Source organism: Streptomyces lydicamycinicus (assembly GCF_000829715.2).
In the GTDB taxonomy this organism is placed as follows: domain Bacteria; phylum Actinomycetota; class Actinomycetes; order Streptomycetales; family Streptomycetaceae; genus Streptomyces; species Streptomyces lydicamycinicus.
This window is the reverse complement of the sequence record NZ_BBNO01000017.1, coordinates 1-20708: the sequence shown is the minus strand read 5'-3', so window position 1 is coordinate 20708 and position 20708 is coordinate 1. Positions and strand designations below refer to the sequence as shown.

The window sequence follows — 20708 nt, the reverse complement described above, 5'->3', positions numbered from 1 at the left end:
CCCGCGGAGCGGGTGGAAAGGGCGCTGCGCGCCTTTCAAGTGAATTGCTTTTCGCTTCGCGAAAAGCAATACCAATTCCCGCGTTGCGGGAATTGAATTCACGCTCCGCGTGAATTCCTTTCATCCGCTTCGCTCCTGAAAGAATATCAGGAATCTCCGCTTCGCTACAATTCCCGATAACCGCGCTCCGCGCGGGGCGGGCTACGGCCGGGAGGGGCTGGTGCATCACTTCGAGTGCCTGTGTAGCAGTGACGGAACGGGCTGACCACCAGGAATCGGTACCGGTGAGCCCCAGTCAGCCAGCCCCAGGAGCACGGACGCTGAGCGGCCATCACCCCCGCAGAACACCGACCATAGCGCACTCGCATGGACTTGGGGAACCCTCAAGGAGGAACTGGCCAACCGTCACTCCAGCGAGCAGCAGAACGAACCATTGCCCGAATCCCGAAACCCACCACACCGACCCCTGCACCCTGCTACCGTCATCCCCGACTACCCGGACCGCCCCCGTGCATCACTTTGATGCACTGTGTAGAGCGACCGGAACAGAGGGGGCCCCGGACGGGGCCGGGATTGGGGATCACATGAGCACTCCGCGTCAGCTTCGCCCGCATCAGGTAGAGGCCGTGGAATCGGCCGTACGGGCCCTGGATGTTCCTTTGAAGGGAATCCCCGAGGAGGGGCTACGCGCAACGGTGGTGGCCGCGTGTGGCACCGGGAAAACACTCATGGCGGCGCACGCTGCTATGAGGATCTCGAAAGGCGGCCGTGTGCTGGTGCTGCTGCCCACCCTCGATCTACTGACTCAGACCATTCGGGAATGGCGCGCCGAGGGTCACACGGGCAGGGCTGTTGCGGTGTGCTCTCTGGACACCGACCCTTCTCTCTACGTCGCCGAGGTGCGGACTACTACCAATCCGGTAGCGCTCGTTTCGCAGTTCGGCCGGGGGCCGGTGACGGTATATGCCACCTACGCTTCTCTGCCGGTCCTCATCAGGGCTTTCTCTGGAGAGTTCGGGACGATGGCGCCTTTCCATCTGGCCGTGATTGATGAGGCGCACCGTACGTCGGGCAGTTTGGGGAAGGCTTGGGCGCGGATTCACGATCAGGGTGCGATTCGTGCTGAGCGGCGCTTGTATTTCACGGCGACTCCGCGTGTGTGGCGGGAGCGGCCGCAGAGTCAGGAGGTTCGGGCGGGAGCGCGTGACCGACTGCCGGCGGAGATGGCGTGCAGCATGGACAACCCGGCCATCTTTGGGGAGCAGGCGTACGGGCTCGATCTCCCGGATGCGATCAGCCTGGGTCTTTTGGCGCGGTATCAGATCATTGTGGTTGAGGTGCGGGATCCGGAGCTGCCTCCGGAGCGGCTGCACGGGGAGCAGTCCCGGGAAGAGGAGGTGCGCGGCCTGCGGCTGGGCGCTTTGCAGGCTGCACTGCTGCGGACTGCCGCGGACCACGACCTGAACAAAATCATCACCTTCCATCATCGAACGGTTGAGGCCGAGGCTTTTTCAAAGGGCTTGCAGAAAAAGGCCGTTGAGCTGAACGGATCCGATCCGCAGCGTTACCCCGACAAGGTATGGGCGGGGTGGCTGCGTGGCGAGCATGAGGCGGAGCACCGGACACAGGTACTCGGTGATTTCAGCCGCACCGCGCGCCGTGCGGTGCTCTCCAATTGCAGGGTCCTGGGTGAGGGAGTGGACTGTCCGGCGGTAGATGCGGTGGCGCTTTTGGATCCGAAGGGTTCTCCGGTCGACATCGTCCAGGCCATCGGCCGGGCGCTGCGCCAGAAGCCGAATGCGGGGAAGATGGCCTCTCTTATCGTCCCGGTATTCCTGGGCCCGGAGGAGCAGGCACATAAGGCCAGCATCGTGACTTCGGCTGCCTATAAGCCGGTGGTCAAGGTCTTGACTGGACTGCGGGCGCACGATGAGCGCGCCGTGGAAATGCTGGCTATCCCTCAGGAAAATACGGAGAAAGGCGAATCCGAGTGGATTGGTGCGGAACCTGAGGATGGGGAGGAGGAATCGCGAATGCTGCTGCGCTTCTCTTCCCCGAAGGACCCCCATGATGTCGCTGAGATGGTGTCGCTGCGCGTGATCGACACGGAGCGGCGGGACTGGACGCGGGGCTACTGGGCGGCGCGGCTGTGGGCACACCGGGAACATCATCTTCGTGTGCCGCTGGGTGCGATGGAGGGGCCGTATCCGCTGGGTCGGTGGATCCGGCGGCAGCGGGCCGCGCACGCCACGGGACAGCTGGATGAGCGGCGTGTGGCGCGGCTGGAGCGGCTGGGCATGGTGTGGGACCCGGCGGAGGCTGATTGGCAGGACAACGTGGCGGCGGCGCGGCTGTACTTCGAGCGGTTCGGAACGTTGGCGGCCCCGCGCAGCGCGGTGGTGGTGGAGCCAGGGGGAGAGGCTGCGCGGGCGCTGGAGGGGCCGTCAGGGGCCACTGGGCGGCCTATTGGGCAGTGGCTGAGCAACTGTCGGCGACCCGGCGCGCTCGCCCCGGAGAGAGCGGCACAGCTTGCTGAAATTGACCCGGACTGGTGCCCGGACTGGCCCCTGGACTGGCAGCGGCACTACGCATGGGTGCGGGGCCTGATGAAGGACGACGGCGCGACGCTGGCGGAGATCCTGCCGGGGGTGACGTGGCACGGCGCGGACGTGGGCCGGTGGCTGGAGCAGCAGCGGCAGCGACCGGTATGGGACGCGCTGAGCGCCGAGCAGCGCGACCGGCTATCGGCTCTGGGGGTGACCCCGGCGGAGGCGCCTAAGCCGGCCTCGGGCGGCGGTGGGAGGGCGGCAGCGTGGGAGCGAGGACTTACGGCAGCACGCGCGTACCTCGAACGTGAGGGGACGCTCACCGGAGTGAGCCGCGGGCACATTGAGGACATCGTGCACGAGGGGGAGCAGCACGCGGTCAAGCTGGGTGTATGGCTCAGTAATTGCCGCAGCCGCCGGGCGACGTTGGCGCCGGAGCGCGCGGCGGTACTGGCGGAGTTGGGCGTGATCTGACGGTCGGCCCGACGGTCGCAGACGGCGCGGCCCTCCCCCAATCGGTTGGGGAGGGCCGCGCCGCGTGTGGGGCCTAGATTGGGCTGCCACCAGTAACGACGTGCACACCAGGGGGCATGATGGAGCATGGGCCGCCGAACGACCAGCAGAGGCCGGGGGGCGCGCCGCCGCCGGTCCCGCCGCCGCCGGTCGCCCCGCCCATTCCCGCTCAGGCGGCGCCGAGTGCCGCTCTGGCCGCATGGCTGCGCATGCCCCGGCCCGAGGCCCCACCGGGTATCTGGCGGTGCGGCTACCGGCCGCGTGTGGCGGAAGATCCGGACCGCACCCCGACGCGTCAATTGATCTTGGGTGCCGTGGCGTCCTTCCTTGTGGGATGGATTCTCTGGCAACTCCTGTACGCGAACTATCTGGGAAGCTACTGGCTCTGGCCGATCTTCGTTCTCATCCCGGACGCCTGGCATGGGACGTATGCGTTCGTGGTGGCTGTGTACGCCTATTACGCCGTGATCATCGGGGGTCTCGCCTTCTTCTTCGGGCGCCTCGGGCACTGGCCAGAGGTGGTCCGGCGTACCCGTGCGCGCTTGCGTCGTCTCAACGAGTCTGGAGAGGCCGGCCCACGGCCGACGACACCGCCGCCGGACGCCGACCCGGCGCGCTGGCCCGACGTGCGTGCAGCGGGCGCTACTGGCGCAGCTGATCGGCTCACTGACGAACTGCACGCTGGGCGACTCACCGACGTGGACCACGCCCGGATCACCCGGGCGTGGTCGGCCACCCGCCAGCCGGACTTCGTCAAGGAAGTGACGGCCCGCGGCGGCGCTGCCTTCACCCATGGGTCAGGGGCTCGCGATCTACCGGGGCGACGCCGCGCCCACCATGACCTTGTGACCGGTCAGGTGCGCATCGGAACCGCGGTCGCCACCGACCGCAATGCGGTGGAGTACCGAGGCGCTGGCATCGCGGTGAACTCTGAGGTGCTGGGCACTGGTGCACTCGTCATGGGGCCGAGCGACGGCGCGGCGCGTGTGCTTCAGCCGGTGGTGGAGGCTGCCTGCCTTCAGGCTCTGACGGGCCGTACGGCCGTGGTGGCAGTGACCTCCGCCGGGGCCCGTCTCGCAGCGAACGAGTGCTTCGACGCGGTGGTGCGCATCGGCACTCGGGTCGGCCTCGACCTGTGGTCCGGGACGGAGGACGTTGACGTGGCCGCCGCCATGCTCGCCGAGGCGCTCGTTGGTGATCTGGTGGACGCGCTTCCTGGTGGGGACAGTCGCCGAGCGGCTATCGCGCTGGCACAGCTCATCGGCCCGTGGCAGGCCGTGCATGGCGCTCTGCCGAGCGTTTCGGAGCTGCGGGATCTCTTGGACGGCGGTGCGGTGCTGGCCGAACTGCGGGAAGCGCTGGACACGAAGGGAATGGGGGCTCATCTGCGGGAGTTGGACGCACACGAGCGGCAGGCACGGACGGCCGGGGGTGCCTCCGCCCTGCTCGCAGAGCGAATCGCGCTCCTGGACCGTCCTGCGTTCGCCGAGTTCTTCGCCGCGCCGGAAGGGAGCAACCGGCGGCTGCTTTCACTCCGGACCTTGAGGCGGCCGGGGGTGCGGATTCGGGTGGACCTGCCCGAGCGTGCCCACGCCGAGGCCTCCCGCATCCTGGCCCGTCTGGTCATGGCCCAGTTCATCGAATGCGCAACAGACCGCCAGGACCAGGACCAGGACGTGCTCGCGCTCCTGGTCCTCGACGACGCTGCGCAGACCGTCACCCCTCAGGCCCTGCGCGGGCTCCAGCGGCTGGCCGGCCGGGCGGGTGTGGTGCTGGCCCTGCGGGCGCTGGACGATGTACCGGAGCACCTGCGCAATCCGCTGGTGGGCGCGGTCGGGTGCCGGGTCGTGTGCACCGGCGTTGCCCCATGGGACGCGGCCCTGTTCGCGGAGGCGTGGGGGACTGCATGGGTGGAGACCCGATCGGTAACCGACCGCCAGCTGGTTGCCGAGGAGCCGTTCACGAAAGTCATGCACGGGTTGCGGCGCCTGGTCACCGGCCGGGCGGTCACAGCGCAGTCCGTGACCGTGCGCAGGGAGGAACGGCAACGGGTCTCGCCCTCGGAACTGACCCAACTCCCGCCGCACCACGCGGTCATTTCCATGACCACAGTCCAGGGAGAGCGGACTCCGCCGATCCTGACCAGGCTGGAGGAGTAGGGGGTGGAGTAGCAAAGGCCGGGGCCCGGACCGAATTCGGTCCGGGCCCCGGCCTTTGCACTCACTTCTTGGGCTTGTTGTTCTTGGCAGATCGCGACCCGTGTGCCTGAAGGCCCTCGGAGACTGCTGAGGCGCCGCTCTTTTTCCCTCCACCAGAAGGACCGTTGCTCTGGCGGGGAGTTCGTGCGCCGTGAGCTTGGATTCCGCGGGCAACGACGTTGACAGCAGAGTTGGCTGCTTTGACGCCCGTGACCCCCGCCTGCCCGCCGATTTTCGCGGTCCGCAGTGCGAGACCGGAAACGAGATCATCACCGTATCCGGGAACGAAGCGGAAGATCTGAACGCTTCCGAAGATCGCGATAATGATGACGACAATTCCCGCAACAATTACGGGAGTTGAATCGGGACCCTTGTCTGCGGTGAATACCTTAGCGATGCCGACGGATACCACAATGACGGGCTTTACCAGGATGATGGCGAGCATCAATCCAGCCCATCGGCGCACCTTGGGCCACAATGCGCGATCGACCATTCCGGAGTAGACCACGGCACCCAACAGTGCTCCGACGTAAAGGGCGGTTGCCCTCAACACCAGCTCCAGCCACAGGAATCCAGCTAGCGCAATGGTCAGGAGCGATACCGCGATTTTCATGATGGGTCCACCCCCAATGCTTTCCCCACTTTGGGTAAGCACCTGGGAGAGTGAATTGAACAGTCCGCCAGCTGCCCCGGACGAACCTCCGAACGCCATCGTGACTTGATCCACTGCCGCTACGAGTACGTAGAGGACGAGAGGCGTGAAGGCCGACGCAACAACGGTCAGCCACAGAAACCCGATTGCCTCACCAAAGGCGATGGTGAACGGCACTCCCCGCATGGCTCTTTTGGTTACAGCGATGAGCCAGAGCACGAGAGTAAGAACGGTGGAAGCCGCGAAGAGAACGGCATATTGGGCTAGAAAATTCTTGTTCGTAAAATCTACCGTGCCGCCGCCTTCCAGGGTTTGCGTCAGCTGGCGGACAGTCCATGCCGCAGCCTTCGCGACGGAGTCAGCTAGCGAGCTGAGCGGGTCCAAGGGTGCCGTGGGGTCCGGTGCCGCGGGCGCCTTGTCCCCGTTGCAAAGGGTGGCGGCAGCTCCCGACACCAGACGGCACGGTTCGTCATCAGGACCGGCCAGCAGCACGGTTGCCTCCTCAAGTCAGGGACCAGAGTCCAGGGTCCCAGGCGTGACACGCCTGAGTACAGGTGACGCCACCACCAGTGACGCCCTTTGGCCGAGGACAGTCGGCAGATGCATCAGCAGATCAGGCAGAAGGGGCGCCTGAGGTGGCCTCAGGCGCCCCTTCCCGGGGGTGGGTCTTTTTGATCTGCAGAACTGTCTTCGCAGGTCAGGATATGGATCGCCATCTGCCGAGGCTGGTAGATCGGCCCCGCTCTGGCAGGTGGCACCAGGTCAGCGGTAGATCAGTCGGCAGATGACGTCAGGGCCGCACGCAGGTCCGCGAGCCGGTACCCGGTAGGCCGGCCTGGAAGCTCTTCCAGGCGCCTGGAAGAGAGGTCCAACCCTTCCTTACGGACGGCGCGACCGATCGCCTTCCCACCCTCACGGAGACGACCCGCGGGGTCGTCCGCCCACTGCTCGCGGTCGGATGCCCACTGCCCCCAGGTGTCCGGCTTGGCCTGCGCAAGGTGATCCAGGATGTCACCGACAGGCAGTGCCTCTTCTTCGGCTGCCTCGAATACATCCATAAACAGGCGTCCAATTTCGGTAGCAGGAGCCACTGCTGACGCCTTGACAACCCTGTCCAGGGTGGGGAGTCCGGCTGCAACTCGCTCTTTGGCGCGCTCTAGCGCGATTTCGGGATCGAGAGGAATCACGTAGCGGAGGATCGGTGCGCGGTGGCGAGCAGAAATGATGTAGAAGCGTCCCGCATCTGCGGGGTCCTCCTCGTCTCCGGGCACCAGGAAATGAGGCAACCATCCCTCGGAGATTGCAGCCGAGCGGCCGACCACCAGAGGTACGTCCGCCTGGCGACACGGCAGCATAATGCGAATCTGGAATGCGTCAGCAACCGCGTCTCCGAGGATGTCTGACGTCGCGTCCTGCGTGCAGATCACCAGGTTCACTCGCGCTTTTCGACCGATGCGCAGCAGCTTGAGGGCCGCCTTCTTTCCCCTCTTGGTGAGCTGAGGGTATTCGTCAACGAGCCCGAAGATTGCTGGCTCTTGGTCTGTGACCGGGAATACGTCTTCAGTGTCGCCAAGCCGGGTGGTGCGGCCCTCGGCCACCTCAACTAGCCATTCAAGGACTTCTTCAGTCTCTTCGGGCGTACGAGCCGTTCGATAGGCTGCACGGCGCAGTGGCCCGAGTCCCCGGCCGGTCGGGTCGATATCAACCACGATTGCATCGGTGCAGGCCGTCACATAGTCAGCCAACGAGCGGACAAGCAGGCTCTTTCCGCCTCCGGTGTCCGCCACCACAAGTACATGGAGTCCCAGCAGGACAAGAGGGGTTTCCTCTCCTTCGACAGAGATTCCAGGACTCCAGGACTGGCGGATAGAGGTCGACTTCGGCGCGCGTGCTGGAAAGTCAGGCGCATTCGCGAATGGGTCGGAGGTCATGATTCTGACCGTTACTTCGGCTCCATCAGCAGGATTTCCAGCGGCTAGCGTGCGGCCGTGACCGACGCGAAATCGGGTGTCCAGGTCTTTCAGAATGCGCACCACGTCCGCAGAGGTGCCCGAGCGCAGTACCACCGTGGCCTGCCAGCCCCACGGCTTCTTAATCGCCGGATAGACCTGCTGGAGGTCTACGTCCTCAGCGAGCAATGCCCGTTGCACACAGTCCGTCGCACGCTCGGGGGTGTCTGCCTCATGGATCGGGAACGGCTTGGCCAGCTCCGGTTCCGTCTCGGAGTCCCCGAGGGCCGGCGCGTCCAGCTCGGGGCGCAACAGCCGCTCGGGAACACCTCGTTGCGTGAGCACGGGTGCCTCACCACCCTTCCACCAGAGCACCGCCGTGAGGACAGGCACACCGAGCAGCAGCAGACGGGGCAACACGACGGTCACGCCGACAGCAACCACAGCGAGGATGGACAGCCCCACCACTCTCTTGATGCTGCTCTTTCCGCGAGCACGCTTGATCTGCTCACGGCTCGGCTGTACAGGTGCGAAGTCGGCCTTGAGCAGATCTTTGAGCGCCCGCTCACGCGCCTTGCGCTCAGCCCGGAGGGAGGAGACTTCCTCCTTCTCCGCGTCGGTCCATCCGTCCTCGGCCCCGCGGGTCTCCAGCCGGGTCAGCCGCTTGTAAACGTCCTCAAGCTCTTCCCGCGCCACCTCACGGCGCCCCTCGAAGGCATTGAGTTGACGTTCCACCAGAATGCGGCGCATTTCATCATCAGTCTGATGGCTCGTGGCGATCGTGTGCAGCAGCCCGGCAGTGACATTGGTCGCCCCGCGCCCGAACCGCAAGCCAATCCTTTTGACGATTGAGTTCTTTTCGCTGGCCGCAGCATCATCAGCGGCGGCGGTTTCCTCGGCGCCCTCGGGGCTGACACCCTCGGCCTCTTCCACGATCTTCTTCGAGTTCTCGCCGCTCATTTTCCACATCTCCGCTGAGGATATTGGGCCATGCGGCCCCGGGCGGAATGCGCACCCGGGGCCACGTTTAGATCACTGGAAGAATTTCCCGATGGTCTCGGTTCCGAGCGAATTGAGCAGCGGAATGATCGTGACCGCACCGAGGAACGGCCCGAGCGTCAGACCACAGGGCGCACCCCACGAAATTTCCTTCTTCGGCTTCCGCTTCGCCGTCTTCCAGACGATTACGGAAACGATGACGAGCGCGAGCATGAGAACGGCACCGTAGGCATTCAGTGTGCCGAATTCGGCGCTGTGCGTGGCCTTGACTGGTGTCGCCCCCGTCCCCTTCTCCAGCACCCAGTCCCCGGCCAAGCCCAACTTGCCTCGCACCCAGCTCAGGACCGTACCGAGCAGACCGCCGACACAGGCGCCGGCCGCAGCGAAGCTTGCGACACTGAGGGCGAACGGCACGAGAAGATTCCAGTTGCGGGACGACTTGCTTTTGAACCAGAACCAAGCAATCCGAGCCACCAGAATGAGAAATCCGACGGCGAACATTCCGAGTGTGACGGTCTGCATTATGCTCCCCCTACGAAGAGTGCCTTTGCCGCGTTGAATGCGGCGGAGATGATTGCTGGCGGGTAGTAGACGAGCCCCACGAAAGGCCCCCACAGGAGAACCCGGGTAAACTGGGCCTGCTTTACCACATGGACGATCCCGAGAAGCATTCCAGCGAATACCGCGAACGCCGCCCCGCTAGCATCAGATTCCTGGTGAAACCGCCACAGAACGAATGCACTGAGGGGCCCCGTCGTGAATGCGGCCACCTTGAGCGCCCTACCTGTGGGCGCATATTTGATCCAGTTGGTGAACCAACTGATGTCCCAATTGCGCTCCTTCGGCGGAGCGACGGGAGCGGCCATTTCACGCATATATTCGGCAGCGCTCCTGAGAGATTCGGCAGCCTCGACGAATTCGGCGCTCCGGGCCTCCTCCGCTTCCGTGCTCCGGCTCTCGGCCTCGGCCTTGAACAACCAGTCCGGGTCCGGGTCCGGGCTCGTCACCGGACCTCCCTCAGCGTGGCCGGGCCGGACAGCAGCCGCCGCCACAGCCACGCACGGGCGCGCAACTCGTCACCGTGGAGCCGCCGGTGCTGGTCGACAGTGGCCGGTACCGGCCACCCACGGTCGCGGGGCGGCAGCACGGTCCGGGTGTACCCGGACTCCGCGCCCCGCGCGTTGGGATAGATCAACATCTGAACCTCCGTTTTGACGTGATGTCATTGGGGAGGGTCCGGCGGGATTCCGGCCCGCCGGACCCGGTCACGGGGCACTCACCGTGAGCGTACGGGCCTGGTCAGACACCGCTCCAGGCATATGCGTGCAGCGGACTCTGCTCACCTACGGATTGACGCTGCGCTGCTTGCCGCGCCGCGCCGCGCGCACTGCCCACGCCAGATCACGAGGGGCGTACGACCGGACTACCGGATCGTGGTCACGCCCGTTCTTGACAGCCCACCTCAGGCGGTGGCGGATGTCTGCGGCGGCGCGGCCGGCCTCGGTGCTGGTGTCCAGGAGTGCCGCTGCTACCTCCGCCCGCTGGAGCAACTCGGCGATGTCCCGGGCCCCTGAGAGGTCCGTGGTGGACCCGGTGGCCGCCCGGACCGCGTCGGTGAGCCAGCCGCCGAGATGCACCGCCAGCTCCGCGCGGAGCGCCTGCGGCCCGAGTGCCACGAGCACGCGGTGCTCACGTCCCAACCCGCGGATTTCACTGATGAGTCCCGGCAGTCGGATCAGACCGCGCCTGATGCTCTGGTGAGTCACGGGTGCCCCCTTGGCCTGTAGAAGTGGTGGGTGGTGCGTGCCCCGGGCCGGATTCGATCCGGCGGCGTCACGCCGGGAACCGGGGCTGTCGCTAGACCGCAGAGGCAGCGACGTGGTGCAGCGGGTCCGTGCGGTGGTCGTACCCGCCCGCAATGAGGTCTGCGGCGTCGCTCCTATATCCGCTCGCCGTTCCGTTGGAGACGCCGAACACCTGCTCAATCCGGGCCAGAGGAAGGGCGATTGCCGTGCCACCTGCCTCCACCAGGATCATGCGCGCCACGCGACGGATGGTGCGCTCCCGCTCACTCAGCCGTGCGGCGTCCTCGGCGGCCAGCGCAGCCAGCTCAGCGCGCGCAGCGGCCTCACGGTGTGCCGCCGTCCGGCCGCGGGCTTCCTGGGCGGCCTCCTCCTTCAGGGCAGCTTCCTCCGCCGCCCGCTTCCCCGCCCGCTCGTCCTCGGCTGCCTTCCGCATGCGGGCGGCCGTCTCTGACTTGGTGCGGGCCGTGATGCTCTCCGCCTCCGCCGCCTTCCGTTCGTCGTCGGCGGCCCTGCGGCGGGCGGCAGCGGTCTTGGCTGTCTCCTCTGCCTCCTGCTCCGCATCGGCCCGGCGCTGTTCCTCGGTCGCCCGGCGTTCTGCCGCTCGCGCAGCGGCCGATGCCTCGATGTCCGCCGTGGAGGCCGCCGCGCGGGCGCGGTGCTCGGCCGCCTGTCGCTCGCCGTCGACCTCCGCCCGCAACACATCCACTTCGCCTTGAGCGCGGAGGGCTTCCGCTTCCGCTGCCAGCGCGGCCAGCCGCTCTTCCTGTGCGGCGGTGCGCTCCTCGGCCGCCGCCTCCTGAGCCAGGATGCGGGCCTCCCGTGCGGCGGTCTGCTGCCGCTCCTGCTCTGCGCGCCGCATCCGGGCCGGCATGGCAAGTGCCTCCTCCACCGTGACGCCGTGCGGGGCCAGCAGCCCCGGCAGGGCATCCAGCCGCCCGGCGGCGATCTCTTGGGAGTGCTCCTGCCACACCCGGTGGATGGCCAGCTCCCGGCGCTGCTCGCGCACCTCGGCGTAGGTGCGGTCCCACGTGCGCATGGTGCGGAAGATCGACCACGTGCCGCGGAAGTCCATCAGCCACCGCTGCGGCGGGATGCCCCCGGTGCCGTCCTCCAGCTCCGCCGTGCGCACGACGAAGTGCCTCACGGCCTCCACACACAGCACGAGCAGGATGGGCATCACCGCGTGCCCGAGGACGCGCCCGGGATCGGTGGTCAGGACCTCCCAGACGCCCCGGTCGCCCACCGCCGCCGAGATGTTCAGGGCGATCGTGACGGCGGTCATGCCGTGCGCGGCGTACCGCAGCAGCGGGCGGGCAATCCGCCTCCACACCAGCACCAAGTCGATCGCTACGAAAGCGATCACACCCCCATCGATGCCGATCGGAAACGCCTTCGCTCCGCGGGCTCCAAAGCCCCAGTCAAGCGCCGCGTGCTGCAACGAGCGGTAGCTCAGCGCGAATCCGATGGTGGCGACCAGCACACCGCAGATGGCGGCGATCACGGCGACCATCACCATGATCCGGCGCAGCGGGCGGGCGGGCGCTTCCTCGACGTGCTCCTGGTCGTGCTCGGCGGGGGTCGGGGCGTCCTCTGCGATCGCGTCGGGGTCCGGCATCTCCGGGGCCGGCGCGGCGGGAGCCTCAAGGGTGGTGCTCACGTGCTCTCCATAGGGGTCGGGGGGCGGTTCGGGGGCTGCGCTCGCAGGCGCGATCAGAGCAGGTTCCTGCCGAGCATGAACGCGATCAGGACCAACGGCCCGAACATGCCCAACAGGTAAATGAGGGTCATAACGGGGCCGTCGCCGTTCCTCCGCCGCCGTGCCATATCTGGTGTCCTCTCGTGATGAGTTGAGCGTCATGCTCTGGCGCTCTCCACCGTCGCCCGACCCGGCAGGGGCGGGCGACGATGGGCTACGTCAGATCAGGTCCAGTACTGCTCGGGGATCTCTCCGGCCGCGAACTGTTCGGCCTCGTTCCGGTAGTCGGCCGCGTGCTCCCGGGCGTACCGGGCGGCGGTGGCAGCCTGGCGCCGGATGGACTCGGACTCGGACTGGTCCGCCGCCACCCGCTCGCCGTCCCGCGCTGCCTCGTCCGCGCGCAGTGCGGCCTGCTGCCGATCCTCGGCCAGCTCGGAGAGGGGAATCCCCCACAGCGTCCGCTCACGCGTCATCGCTTCACCTCCTTGTGTGGTGGGCCGCCCGTGCGGCGGCCAGTGCCCCGGGCCGGATTCGATCCGGCCGCCTCACGCGCCCGACGCGGTGCGCCGGTCCGGGGCTGGGAACTATCAGTCGTTGCAGTCGGCGCGGCGCGTCACCTTCGTCCCGTCGCTGTAGGTGATGTGCTCCACCACCGGTCGGCGCGACAGGTCGAGAGTGTTCTTCACCTCGCGCGGCCCCTTGGACTGCTGCGGCGGCTGGGGCGCGTTCTTCTTCCGACCGAACATGAGGACTCCTCCCTGTGGGCCGCCCGTGCGGCGGCCAGTGCCCCGGGCCGGATTCGATCCGGCCGCCTCACGCGCCCGACGCGGTGCGCCGGTCCGGGGCTGGTGGTTACCGGCCGCCGTCGCGGAGTTCGTCAGGTGTCGCTCCAGCGAGCAAGGCGGTGTTCACCGCGTCACAGGCCGAACTCGTCGCGCCGGACGCCTCGGTGGACTCACGCCCGTAGTCGTTGATCACCTGCGTAGCGACCTTGACCGCGTCCACAGCGGCCTGCGTGGCCTCTCCCTTGTTCGCCATGCCCTCTCCCGGTTCGTGTGCTGAGTGATGGATGGTGGTGCGCGCCCCGGGCCAGATCCGATCTGACCGCCTCACGCGCCCGACGCGGTGCGCCGGTCCGGGGCTGGTTCTTCAAATGGCGGCGGCCGGTGGCTCGTCCGGAGGTGCGCGGGTGCGCTTCCGGCCGCCAGAGGTGGGGGAGGTGGGGTCAGCCGTGCCCGAGGGATCGGCACACGTCGCAGTACCAGCTGCGCACGACGCCAAACCATCCGGTGCAATTCGCGCACTGCCGCATCAGCGGACCCCCGTCCCGGCGCACGACGTGCACGTTCGCCACGTGTCGTGGCGGACGCCGTTGGAGTCGAAGGTGGTCTCTGTGTGGCCCTTCTGGCCGCCGCACGCGGTGCATTGCGGGGGCTGGTAGTGGTCACTCATCCGAACAACCCCCGCCGCCGCTTGGTGAACCCGTCGCGGTTGAACGGATCGGCCGGGTCCGAGGCGGCGCGCTGGTGCCGCTGCGCGCGGCGCGTGCGACGCTCAGCGTCCAGCCGGTTGGCGCGGTCGGTGGCGGACTCGCGTCCGGCGTACCGAGTGCGGGCGAGCTCGTGGTCGCCGCCGGGCTTCAGCCACTCGAACATCAGCGGCCACCCCCCAGCAGGCGACCGAAGTAGGCGGCCGCCGCGTCGTAGACGCCGCCCGCGGCCTCAGCCGCGTTGGCGATGACGTCGTGGGGGTCGGGGGTGGTGGGGCCGGCCGAAGTGTCGGGCGCCCCCTCCGTGATCTCGGGGTCGGTATTGCCGTTACGATCCATGGCGGATCGCCTCCCTGTGTCCGCAGGTAGGTGGTCAAGGCCCCGGCCAGGTGTGTCCGCACCTGCCGGGGCCGCCCGCATTTCTGCGGGTGGTCCCGGTGTTGGGGCCGGGCACCACCATGACAGAGAAACACCCGAGGGTGCAACTACTGCACCCAAGGGTGTGTTCCGGTTATGCTCGCCTCATGACGCAGATCCCCGAAGAGGTGCAGGCGAGAGCGCTGCGCGCCGTCAGCGATGCCGCGAAGAAGCGCGACAAGATCATCGAGGAGGCGCAAAGACCCGTGGCAGAGGCGGCAGTTGCCGCTGTGCGGGCGGGCGCATCCCGCACCCGCATCCGGGAGGAGGCCGGGGTGAGCCCCCGCGTGCTGTACGGGTGGCTGACCGCTGCGGGGATCCCTGTCCGCAAGAAGAAGCCCAAGGCTGGCTAAGTCGACCAGGCAGACCATCTCGCCTGAGGTCTACCCTCAGGCACTCACTGACCCCTGGTCAGCAGAAAAGCCCCACCGAGCCGTGAGGTGCGAACTCACGGACTGCCCCGGCAGGGCTCCATCTGCTGACCAAAGCGCAGGTCTGTCCGCGAGTGTAGCGGGGGGTGTCCCCTCACTCCACAGCGCGCAGGCCAGCTGGAACGGAAACGGCACAATGGCCCATTTTCACTTGAATGTGACACCCGGGGTGGCCCGGTGAGCCTCGAAGCAATGGTGTGGGTACTGAGCGGCGACGCACCCGTCGCCGACGTGAACGAGTACGCCGTGCTGGGGGCTATGGCGGACAAGGCCGACTCAGACGGGTGCGGCACCTGGCTCTCCAAGGAAACGATCGCTGCACGCGTGCACGTCAGCGAAGAGACCGTCAAGCGCTGCTGGCGGAATATGTCCCGGCGCCGCTTGATCGCCCGGGGAGACCAGCGGATGGTCCGGCACTACCGCGCCGACCGCCGCCCCGTCGTGTGGGACATCCTCATCCCGTTCGACTGGTTCTCCAACGTCGACCGGATCAACGCGGACCGCGCCCGCCACGGCCTCCCGCCGCTCACCGCCGCCGATCGCCCCCCGATCGCCCCCGCGCCCAAGAAGGCCGGCCGGGCCGACAAGGGCAAGCCTCGCCCGAAGAAGAAGACCGCCGCTGAGCAGGAGTCGCCGGGACGGGGGAACTCAGAGACCCCCCGTCCCGGCGACTCCCCGAAGCCCGACGGGGGAACTACAAGTAGTCGACGGGGGAACTGCAAGTCGTCGGCGGGGGAACTGGAAGATCCCCAACACAGTCAGAGCAACCAGTCACCAGACTCGGGAAGAGACGACACACCGTCCGTCCGTCCATCCGTGCAGGAAGGTGACGCGAGCGAGACGGACGGACGGACGGACGGAGGCAGCGGCATCGAGGGGCAGGGGGGTACAGCGCCGGGTGCCGGTAGGGAGCTACCGCCGGACCACGCACTGGAACGCACACCGGGGGTTGAGGTGCTGGCAGCCATCGGGGCAGAGGCGCCTGAGTGGAAGATCATCGGCACATGCCTGCGGGATCAAGGGCGCAGCGCCACGCTCTTGCTGGAGCGTGGCTTCACCCCGCAGGAGATCCGGCACGCCCTGCTGTCCCGGCCGCTGCCTCAGCCGCTCACACACACCGTGGCGGCGGTGATCGGCGGGCGCCTGCGCGAACTGGCCATGTCGCTGCCTGCGTTCGGCGTTCGGCCCATCCCGGAGCAGGCCGGCCCCGTCCTCCGCGAGCGCTGCACCACCCTGGCCGCTGAGCGCACCAAGGACGAAGCGCTGGAGCGCCGCGTGATGAGGGAGTGCGCTACCTGCCAGGCGCCAATCGGCGGGGACGCCGATCTCTGCGCCGAGTGCTCCGGCCGCGCCAAGCCGCTGTGCGACGCGGGGTGCGGGCGCGCCGTGTTGGCCGATGGGCTGGTCTGCCTGAGCTGTGACGTGCCGCCGGACGACATCGGGGTGTGCCCCGGGCACGACGTGGCGTGCGGCCGACCGGTGGTCTCGCAGGGCCTGTGCCGTCACTGCCTGATCAGCGCTGAGCAGCAGCGCGCGGCCAGAGAGCGGGAGTACGAGGATCAGGTGGCCGCAGCGGTAGCGGCGGTAGCCGCTACTGAGGGCCAGTGGGGCGCCTGAGTGGCGCTCTGACGGCCGATCACCGCGCCGCCGGGCCGATGGGTGTTCGGCGGCGCGGCGATCCATCTCGCGGCCCCCTGTGGCCCTCCGTCCGTGGCGGCCGGCTATGTCCTCCCCGGCACAGTTGGCCGCCCGCCCCCGCACGTTCTCGCTCCGCGCCGACCGGCGCCGGTCGGCGCGGCCGGTTTCACGTGAAACTCGCAGTGCCTACTGCTGGCAGTAGGCACTGCATCACTGCACTACTGCATGCAGTTCGGCCCGCTCCAAGCCGCGGGCCGCCGCCCCCATCCGCAGAGGAGACCCCATGGGCATGTTCGGCGACAGTCTCGAAAAGGCCACAGCCGCCACCACCACCCGCCCGATCCCCAAGAGCGCGGGCGCGCAGGTGCGGTACCTGGTCAAGCAGCACAAGGGCTCCACCAAGGCCGTGGCGCATGTGCTGGGCATCTCCCAGCGCACGGTGGAGCGGTACGTCAAAAACCAGATCCGCCGGCCCCGCCCCGAGCTGGCCGCGCGCCTGGAGCGCGAGGTGCGCCAGCGCTGGCAGCCCAGGGTCCGTCAGAAGGCCCAGCAGCGAGCGGCCCAGCAAACGGGCATCACCATCGAGACCCGGGCGCGGTTCGGTTTCACCGCCGCGCCCGGCACCACCGACGACGGCCGGGTCCGGCTGATCACCCAGCACCTGCCCCCGGCCTACGCCGCCCGCCTCTTCGACGCTCAGGCGGCGGGCGCCACTGAGCAGCAGTTGCAGAACATCGCTGCCGAGGGCCTGCAAGAGATCTACTTCAAGGATGGTGGCCGCCGCGCCGACGGCCTCCTGGTGGAGTTCACCGACATCGACTATGTGGAGCTCGATTTCTGACCGGGCCGCATGCCCTGGCCGTCGCGGACACGTCCGCCACAGTAGGTACTGCACGACTGCATGCAGCCGGTACTGCACGCCGTACCCTGCGGGCATGACTCGAAGCTACGCATTGGTCAATCTGAAGCCGGGGGTGGGCAAGTCGACTTCGGCTGTGTACCTCGCGGCTGCGCTGGCAGAGGCCGGTCAAGACCCGCTGTTCGTGGACGCGGACAAAGGCAAGACGGGGCTCCGCTGGGATGAACTGGCGGGTGGGCTGGGCTACCCCGTCGTTCACAAGCCGACCAAGACCCTCCACAGCGCCCTTCCGGACATGGCGCGCCGTCACGGTTCGGTCGTAGTCGACGTGCCCCAGGTCGAGGACCACGCCGCTATCGCACGGTCCGCCTGCCGGTTCGCGGACACCTGGATTCTGCCGTTCGCCCCCGCCGGGGTGGAGGTGGACCGCGTGTTCGCGGATGACCGGCTCACGGATTTTCTGGAGGACACCCAGAGCCTCCGCCGGGAGCCGGCCCGGGTCGTGGTCCTGCTCAACCGCACCAACACGCTGCGGCCAACGAGGAGCGGCCCAGACGCAGAGGTGCGGGAGGTGCTGGCAGAGATGGGCTATCACGTGCTCACCACGCAGATCCCACAGCACGATGGTCAGTACCGCCAGACGTTCGGCACCAAGATCAGAGCCATTGGCACGCCGTTTCAGCGGCTGCTCAAGGAGCTGACGGCGCTGGAGAACGGCGGTGGTGAGTGATGCCGAAGCGGACCAACTACCGGGCCGCAGCGGACCGGAGCGCGGCTACTCCGCCCCGGCCGAGGGAGCACGCTCGGCGGACGACGCCGGTACGGACCACGCTGGATCTGACGCCTGAGCTGCATATGGATCTCAAGCAGTGGTGCAACGCCACCGCGGTTCAGCTCCGCATGCCGGACGTTCCGCTGGCCGCCGTCCTCCGTCAGCTTGTCCAGCTCTTGGCGGTGGAGGACATCGAGGACCAGGACCACGAAGAGTTCCGCGCGCTGCTGGCCGAGCGCGTACGGGACCGCATCGCGGAGCAGGCCGGATAGCGCTGCATGCCGTGCCGCAGTAGCTACTGCATGCAGTAGCTACTGCGGCACGTGCTCCGCCAGCTCGGGTGCTGCGCTGCATCCGTGCGACGCAGCACCGGCAGCTCTCACAACTCATATCCGAGCCTCACAGGTCAGAATCCAGAAATCCGGCCCCCACGCACCGCCCTATGTTCCGGCAGGAGTATTCAGCCTGCACGGAAAAGGAGGGAATAAAATGGTTCGGCAGAAAAGGGAATGCATTTCCTGATCCGGGCCCTGGGAGTCGCGATCAGAATCACCCACCCCTACGGCCACCAAAGAAAAGCCAGCGTCTCCGGCACCCGCATTCTCCTTAAATGCTCGGGCCGGGGAAGCTTCCATTTCCGCCGGTGCTTCTCCGGCCCATCTCGGGCGCGCTCCACCAGACCTCGGGCGGAACTCTGTCTCTCTCAGGCGTGCGCCTCACCGTCTCGGGCGCGATGCTGATCATCTCGGGCTGCCTCGGCGGGAGGGCCGGCACCCTCGTTCGCGCGCTCCGGTAGCCGCAGTGTCTACGGCATGCAGTGTCTACTGCATGCCGTACGCACTGCGCGCGACGAGTACGGAGTGTGACGCTTCCGAGTGGCCCCGGCCTGGCGCCCCGGACCCCGCGCTGCCCCTCCCCGCGGTGCCGGATCACGGTCGTACCACTGCATGCAGTGAGCACTGCATGCAGTGGATACGGCGACCACCCCGCGCGCGGTGTGATCTAGGTCTCACGGGGTCTACGGTGTGTGCACACCCCGTCACACACTCGGGAGATAGACGTGACAGACGTTGATCCAGTCATCCGCGCCCTCCGCGCGGACGATCAGAGCCAAATGGGCCGCGCGGCCGGAGGGATGGGCGCCGAAGCCACAGACCGGCTCGCGGCCCTGGACGACCGCGCCCGCACCATCCGCGCGTGGTCGCCGCTGCTCATCCCCGGTGTCCTCCAGACCTCCACCTACGCAGAGGCAGCCATCCGGGCCCGGACGCCCAGCCTGCCCCCGGAGGAGGTAGCACGCCGGGTAGACCGCCGGGTACAGCGCTCCGAGCGATTCCTATCCCGGTGGCGCGGAGCCGGTGACGGTCACGCGTGGCTACTGGTCGGAGAGGCCGGCCTCATGCAGACAGTCACCACCGTGGACGCGCACGCCGCCCAAATGGCGCGCCTGATCAGCGTCGTTGACCGGTGCCCGCGCATCAGCGTCTGCGTGCTCCCTGATGACGCCTCCACGGCCGGGACCTGTGAACCGTTCTCCGTTCACGCCCTGGCCGACGGGCAGCGGGTAGGCCACCTAGAAACCGCGGTCGGCGGCTGGTACACGACCCGAAGCGATGATCTGGCGCGCCTGTACTCTCAGTTCGCCTGCCTCGGACGATGGGCGCTGGGGCCGGACGAGACCCGGAGGGTGATCAAGGAATGGCTGACCGAGTGCTACCTGACCAGCAGTGGCGCGACGCGGAGTTCATCAAGTCCAGCCACTCAGACCCCGACAATTGCGTATTCGTCGCCCGACCCGGAGCAGGGCCGGTAGCCGTGCGGGACGGCAAGCTACCCACCGGCCCCATGATCACCGCCGGGCGCGCGCCCTGGACGGCGTTCGTCGCCTGGATCGGCCAGAGCTGATCACCCCAAGCGGGCCGTCCCCTACGGATGGGGACGGCCCGCTTCGTCGTGCCACCGCTCACGCTAGGTAGCGGCAACGCGCCCCCGAGACCCCGCCCGCTGCGCCCGAGATGCGACCCGGTGCGCCTGAGACTCCGTACCGGCCACCCGAGACGCTGCGCGGCGCAGCCGAGACCGCGCCGCCGCAACGCCCCGCGGCTCCTCATGCCCTGAAGGCCGGCCAGCGCCCCCGGCCCGACCCGGCGGGACGTGCGTGCACCCGCAGGAAGGTCAGAGAGAGGGAATTCATCACCCGTCTGAGACGAAATGCGATGTGCCCGAGATCGGCAATCACAGACTTCCGGTCTCCCTACACAGGGCGGGAATTGATGCATAAATCCGCGCCCCGGCAGAAAATTCACCGGGGCGCGGCGCGGGCCGGTCGCGCCTCAAGCGACCGGCCGCAAGAAAGGGGTTTTTATGCAATCCTCCACCCGCCCGGCACGGAATGCAATTGAGGATTCAAGAGTAGGAGGGGAACCCCGCCCGTTCCGGTCGCTCTACACAGTGCATCAAGTGATGCACCAGAGGGTTGCCGGTAGTCGTGGTGGTGGTGGCAGGGTTCCGGTGGTGGTGTGGTGGGTTTCGAGATTCGGGCGTAGGTTCGTGCTGCTGCTCGTCGGGGTGGCGGTCGGTCAGTTTCACGCGGGGGCTTCCCCAATTCCCGTGTGGTGCGCTATGGTGGGTGTTCTGCGGGGGTGGCGGGTGGTCAGGTCTGGTGCCCCGAGGGCCGGCTGATTGGGCCTCACCGGCCAGTATTCCTGGTGGTGGGAGCCTTCCGCCACTGCTACACAGTCCGC

21 protein-coding genes are annotated in these 20708 nt (G+C 67.7%); 9 read left to right on the top strand and 12 right to left on the bottom strand.

Translation table 11 applies throughout. From position 1 onward, the window contains the following. Window positions 1-584 precede the first annotated feature (584 nt). Window positions 585-3020, top strand: coding sequence for a DEAD/DEAH box helicase (locus TU31_RS35605; protein ID WP_042162541.1), 2436 nt, complete (start codon window positions 585-587; stop codon window positions 3018-3020). A 302-nt stretch (window positions 3021-3322) separates the two neighbouring features. Continuing rightward, the gene (locus TU31_RS35600; protein ID WP_306304285.1) at window positions 3323-5218 is read left to right on the top strand and encodes a type IV secretory system conjugative DNA transfer family protein; all 1896 of its coding nucleotides are present in this window, start codon (window positions 3323-3325) and stop codon (window positions 5216-5218) included. A gap of 61 nt (window positions 5219-5279) precedes the next feature. Here the strand turns inward: TU31_RS35600 and TU31_RS38965 are convergent, their stop codons facing one another. From TU31_RS38965 to TU31_RS38955, 12 genes are all read right to left on the bottom strand, one after another. After that, entirely contained in the window at window positions 5280-6401 is a 1122-nt protein-coding gene (locus tag TU31_RS38965; protein ID WP_158894903.1) for a hypothetical protein, read from the bottom strand. Window positions 6402-6682: 281 nt separating this feature from the next. After that, on the bottom strand, window positions 6683-8818 hold the full coding sequence (locus tag TU31_RS35595; protein WP_042162537.1) for a hypothetical protein: 2136 nt from the start codon (window positions 8816-8818) through the stop codon (window positions 6683-6685). Window positions 8819-8890: 72 nt separating this feature from the next. After that, complete coding sequence (locus TU31_RS35590; RefSeq protein WP_042162535.1) at window positions 8891-9379, bottom strand: hypothetical protein; 489 nt, start codon at window positions 9377-9379, stop codon at window positions 8891-8893. Next, on the bottom strand, window positions 9379-9864 hold the full coding sequence (locus tag TU31_RS35585; protein WP_042162533.1) for a hypothetical protein: 486 nt from the start codon (window positions 9862-9864) through the stop codon (window positions 9379-9381). Before TU31_RS35585 ends, TU31_RS35590 begins: the two co-directional genes overlap by 1 nt. Next, window positions 9861-10055 carry a hypothetical protein gene (locus TU31_RS35580; RefSeq protein ID WP_042162530.1) on the bottom strand — a complete coding sequence of 65 codons (195 nt, stop codon included), beginning with the start codon at window positions 10053-10055 and terminating at the stop codon, window positions 9861-9863. The genes TU31_RS35585 and TU31_RS35580 overlap by 4 nt, the downstream gene beginning before the upstream one ends. A 145-nt stretch (window positions 10056-10200) precedes the next feature. After that, a complete protein-coding gene (locus TU31_RS35575) occupies window positions 10201-10623 on the bottom strand; it encodes a hypothetical protein (protein WP_158894900.1) in 423 nt (140 codons plus the stop codon). Between the two features lie 91 nt (window positions 10624-10714). Next, window positions 10715-12319, bottom strand: coding sequence for a DUF2637 domain-containing protein (locus TU31_RS35570; protein WP_042162525.1), 1605 nt, complete (start codon window positions 12317-12319; stop codon window positions 10715-10717). A gap of 263 nt (window positions 12320-12582) precedes the next feature. Continuing rightward, window positions 12583-12831: a hypothetical protein gene (locus TU31_RS35565; protein ID WP_042162523.1), complete on the bottom strand. Its 249-nt coding sequence runs from the start codon at window positions 12829-12831 to the stop codon at window positions 12583-12585. A gap of 114 nt (window positions 12832-12945) precedes the next feature. Then, window positions 12946-13104, bottom strand: coding sequence for a hypothetical protein (locus TU31_RS38960; RefSeq protein WP_158894897.1), 159 nt, complete (start codon window positions 13102-13104; stop codon window positions 12946-12948). A 106-nt stretch (window positions 13105-13210) separates the two neighbouring features. Further along, the gene (locus tag TU31_RS35560; protein ID WP_042162521.1) at window positions 13211-13396 is read right to left on the bottom strand and encodes a hypothetical protein; all 186 of its coding nucleotides are present in this window, start codon (window positions 13394-13396) and stop codon (window positions 13211-13213) included. 410 nt (window positions 13397-13806) lie between these two features. Further along, complete coding sequence (locus TU31_RS35555; protein ID WP_042162519.1) at window positions 13807-14013, bottom strand: hypothetical protein; 207 nt, start codon at window positions 14011-14013, stop codon at window positions 13807-13809. Continuing rightward, window positions 14013-14186 (bottom strand): hypothetical protein, encoded by a 174-nt coding sequence (locus tag TU31_RS38955; RefSeq protein WP_158894894.1) that lies wholly within the window; start codon window positions 14184-14186, stop codon window positions 14013-14015. Before TU31_RS38955 ends, TU31_RS35555 begins: the two co-directional genes overlap by 1 nt. Before the next feature lie 185 nt (window positions 14187-14371). On the opposite strand from TU31_RS38955, the gene TU31_RS35550 reads away from it, so the two are divergent. The 7 genes from TU31_RS35550 to TU31_RS37715 all read left to right on the top strand — a co-directional run bounded on the left by TU31_RS35550 (window position 14372) and on the right by TU31_RS37715 (window position 19869). Continuing rightward, window positions 14372-14617, top strand: a complete 246-nt coding sequence (locus TU31_RS35550; protein ID WP_042162517.1) for a hypothetical protein — start codon at window positions 14372-14374, stop codon at window positions 14615-14617. A gap of 309 nt (window positions 14618-14926) precedes the next feature. Beyond that, window positions 14927-16312, top strand: coding sequence for a hypothetical protein (locus TU31_RS36160; protein ID WP_158894891.1), 1386 nt, complete (start codon window positions 14927-14929; stop codon window positions 16310-16312). Between the two features lie 304 nt (window positions 16313-16616). Further along, on the top strand, window positions 16617-17174 hold the full coding sequence (tpg, locus tag TU31_RS35540) for a telomere-protecting terminal protein Tpg (protein WP_042162516.1): 558 nt from the start codon (window positions 16617-16619) through the stop codon (window positions 17172-17174). A 94-nt stretch (window positions 17175-17268) separates the two neighbouring features. Further along, complete coding sequence (locus TU31_RS35535) at window positions 17269-17922, top strand: AAA family ATPase (protein ID WP_158894888.1); 654 nt, start codon at window positions 17269-17271, stop codon at window positions 17920-17922. Continuing rightward, a complete protein-coding gene (locus TU31_RS38950) occupies window positions 17922-18236 on the top strand; it encodes a hypothetical protein (protein ID WP_042162514.1) in 315 nt (104 codons plus the stop codon). Before TU31_RS35535 ends, TU31_RS38950 begins: the two co-directional genes overlap by 1 nt. A 788-nt stretch (window positions 18237-19024) precedes the next feature. After that, a complete protein-coding gene (locus TU31_RS40130; protein WP_042162512.1) occupies window positions 19025-19777 on the top strand; it encodes a DUF5753 domain-containing protein in 753 nt (250 codons plus the stop codon). Next, a complete protein-coding gene (locus TU31_RS37715) occupies window positions 19711-19869 on the top strand; it encodes a DUF397 domain-containing protein (RefSeq protein WP_245699001.1) in 159 nt (52 codons plus the stop codon). Before TU31_RS40130 ends, TU31_RS37715 begins: the two co-directional genes overlap by 67 nt. Window positions 19870-20708: the final 839 nt, after the last annotated feature.

Coding starts and splice junctions, on each gene's coding strand:
- TU31_RS35605 (WP_042162541.1), top strand. CDS start 585: ATGAGCACTCCGCGTCAGCTTCGCCCGCATCAGGTAGAGGCCGTGGAA.
- TU31_RS35595 (WP_042162537.1), bottom strand. CDS start 8,818: ATGAGCGGCGAGAACTCGAAGAAGATCGTGGAAGAGGCCGAGGGTGTC.
- TU31_RS35590 (WP_042162535.1), bottom strand. CDS start 9,379: ATGCAGACCGTCACACTCGGAATGTTCGCCGTCGGATTTCTCATTCTG.
- TU31_RS35580 (WP_042162530.1), bottom strand. CDS start 10,055: ATGTTGATCTATCCCAACGCGCGGGGCGCGGAGTCCGGGTACACCCGG.
- TU31_RS35565 (WP_042162523.1), bottom strand. CDS start 12,831: ATGACGCGTGAGCGGACGCTGTGGGGGATTCCCCTCTCCGAGCTGGCC.
- TU31_RS38960 (WP_158894897.1), bottom strand. CDS start 13,104: ATGTTCGGTCGGAAGAAGAACGCGCCCCAGCCGCCGCAGCAGTCCAAG.
- TU31_RS35560 (WP_042162521.1), bottom strand. CDS start 13,396: ATGGCGAACAAGGGAGAGGCCACGCAGGCCGCTGTGGACGCGGTCAAG.
- TU31_RS35555 (WP_042162519.1), bottom strand. CDS start 14,013: ATGTTCGAGTGGCTGAAGCCCGGCGGCGACCACGAGCTCGCCCGCACT.
- TU31_RS38955 (WP_158894894.1), bottom strand. CDS start 14,186: ATGGATCGTAACGGCAATACCGACCCCGAGATCACGGAGGGGGCGCCC.
- TU31_RS35550 (WP_042162517.1), top strand. CDS start 14,372: ATGACGCAGATCCCCGAAGAGGTGCAGGCGAGAGCGCTGCGCGCCGTC.
- tpg (WP_042162516.1), top strand. CDS start 16,617: ATGGGCATGTTCGGCGACAGTCTCGAAAAGGCCACAGCCGCCACCACC.
- TU31_RS35535 (WP_158894888.1), top strand. CDS start 17,269: ATGACTCGAAGCTACGCATTGGTCAATCTGAAGCCGGGGGTGGGCAAG.
- TU31_RS38950 (WP_042162514.1), top strand. CDS start 17,922: ATGCCGAAGCGGACCAACTACCGGGCCGCAGCGGACCGGAGCGCGGCT.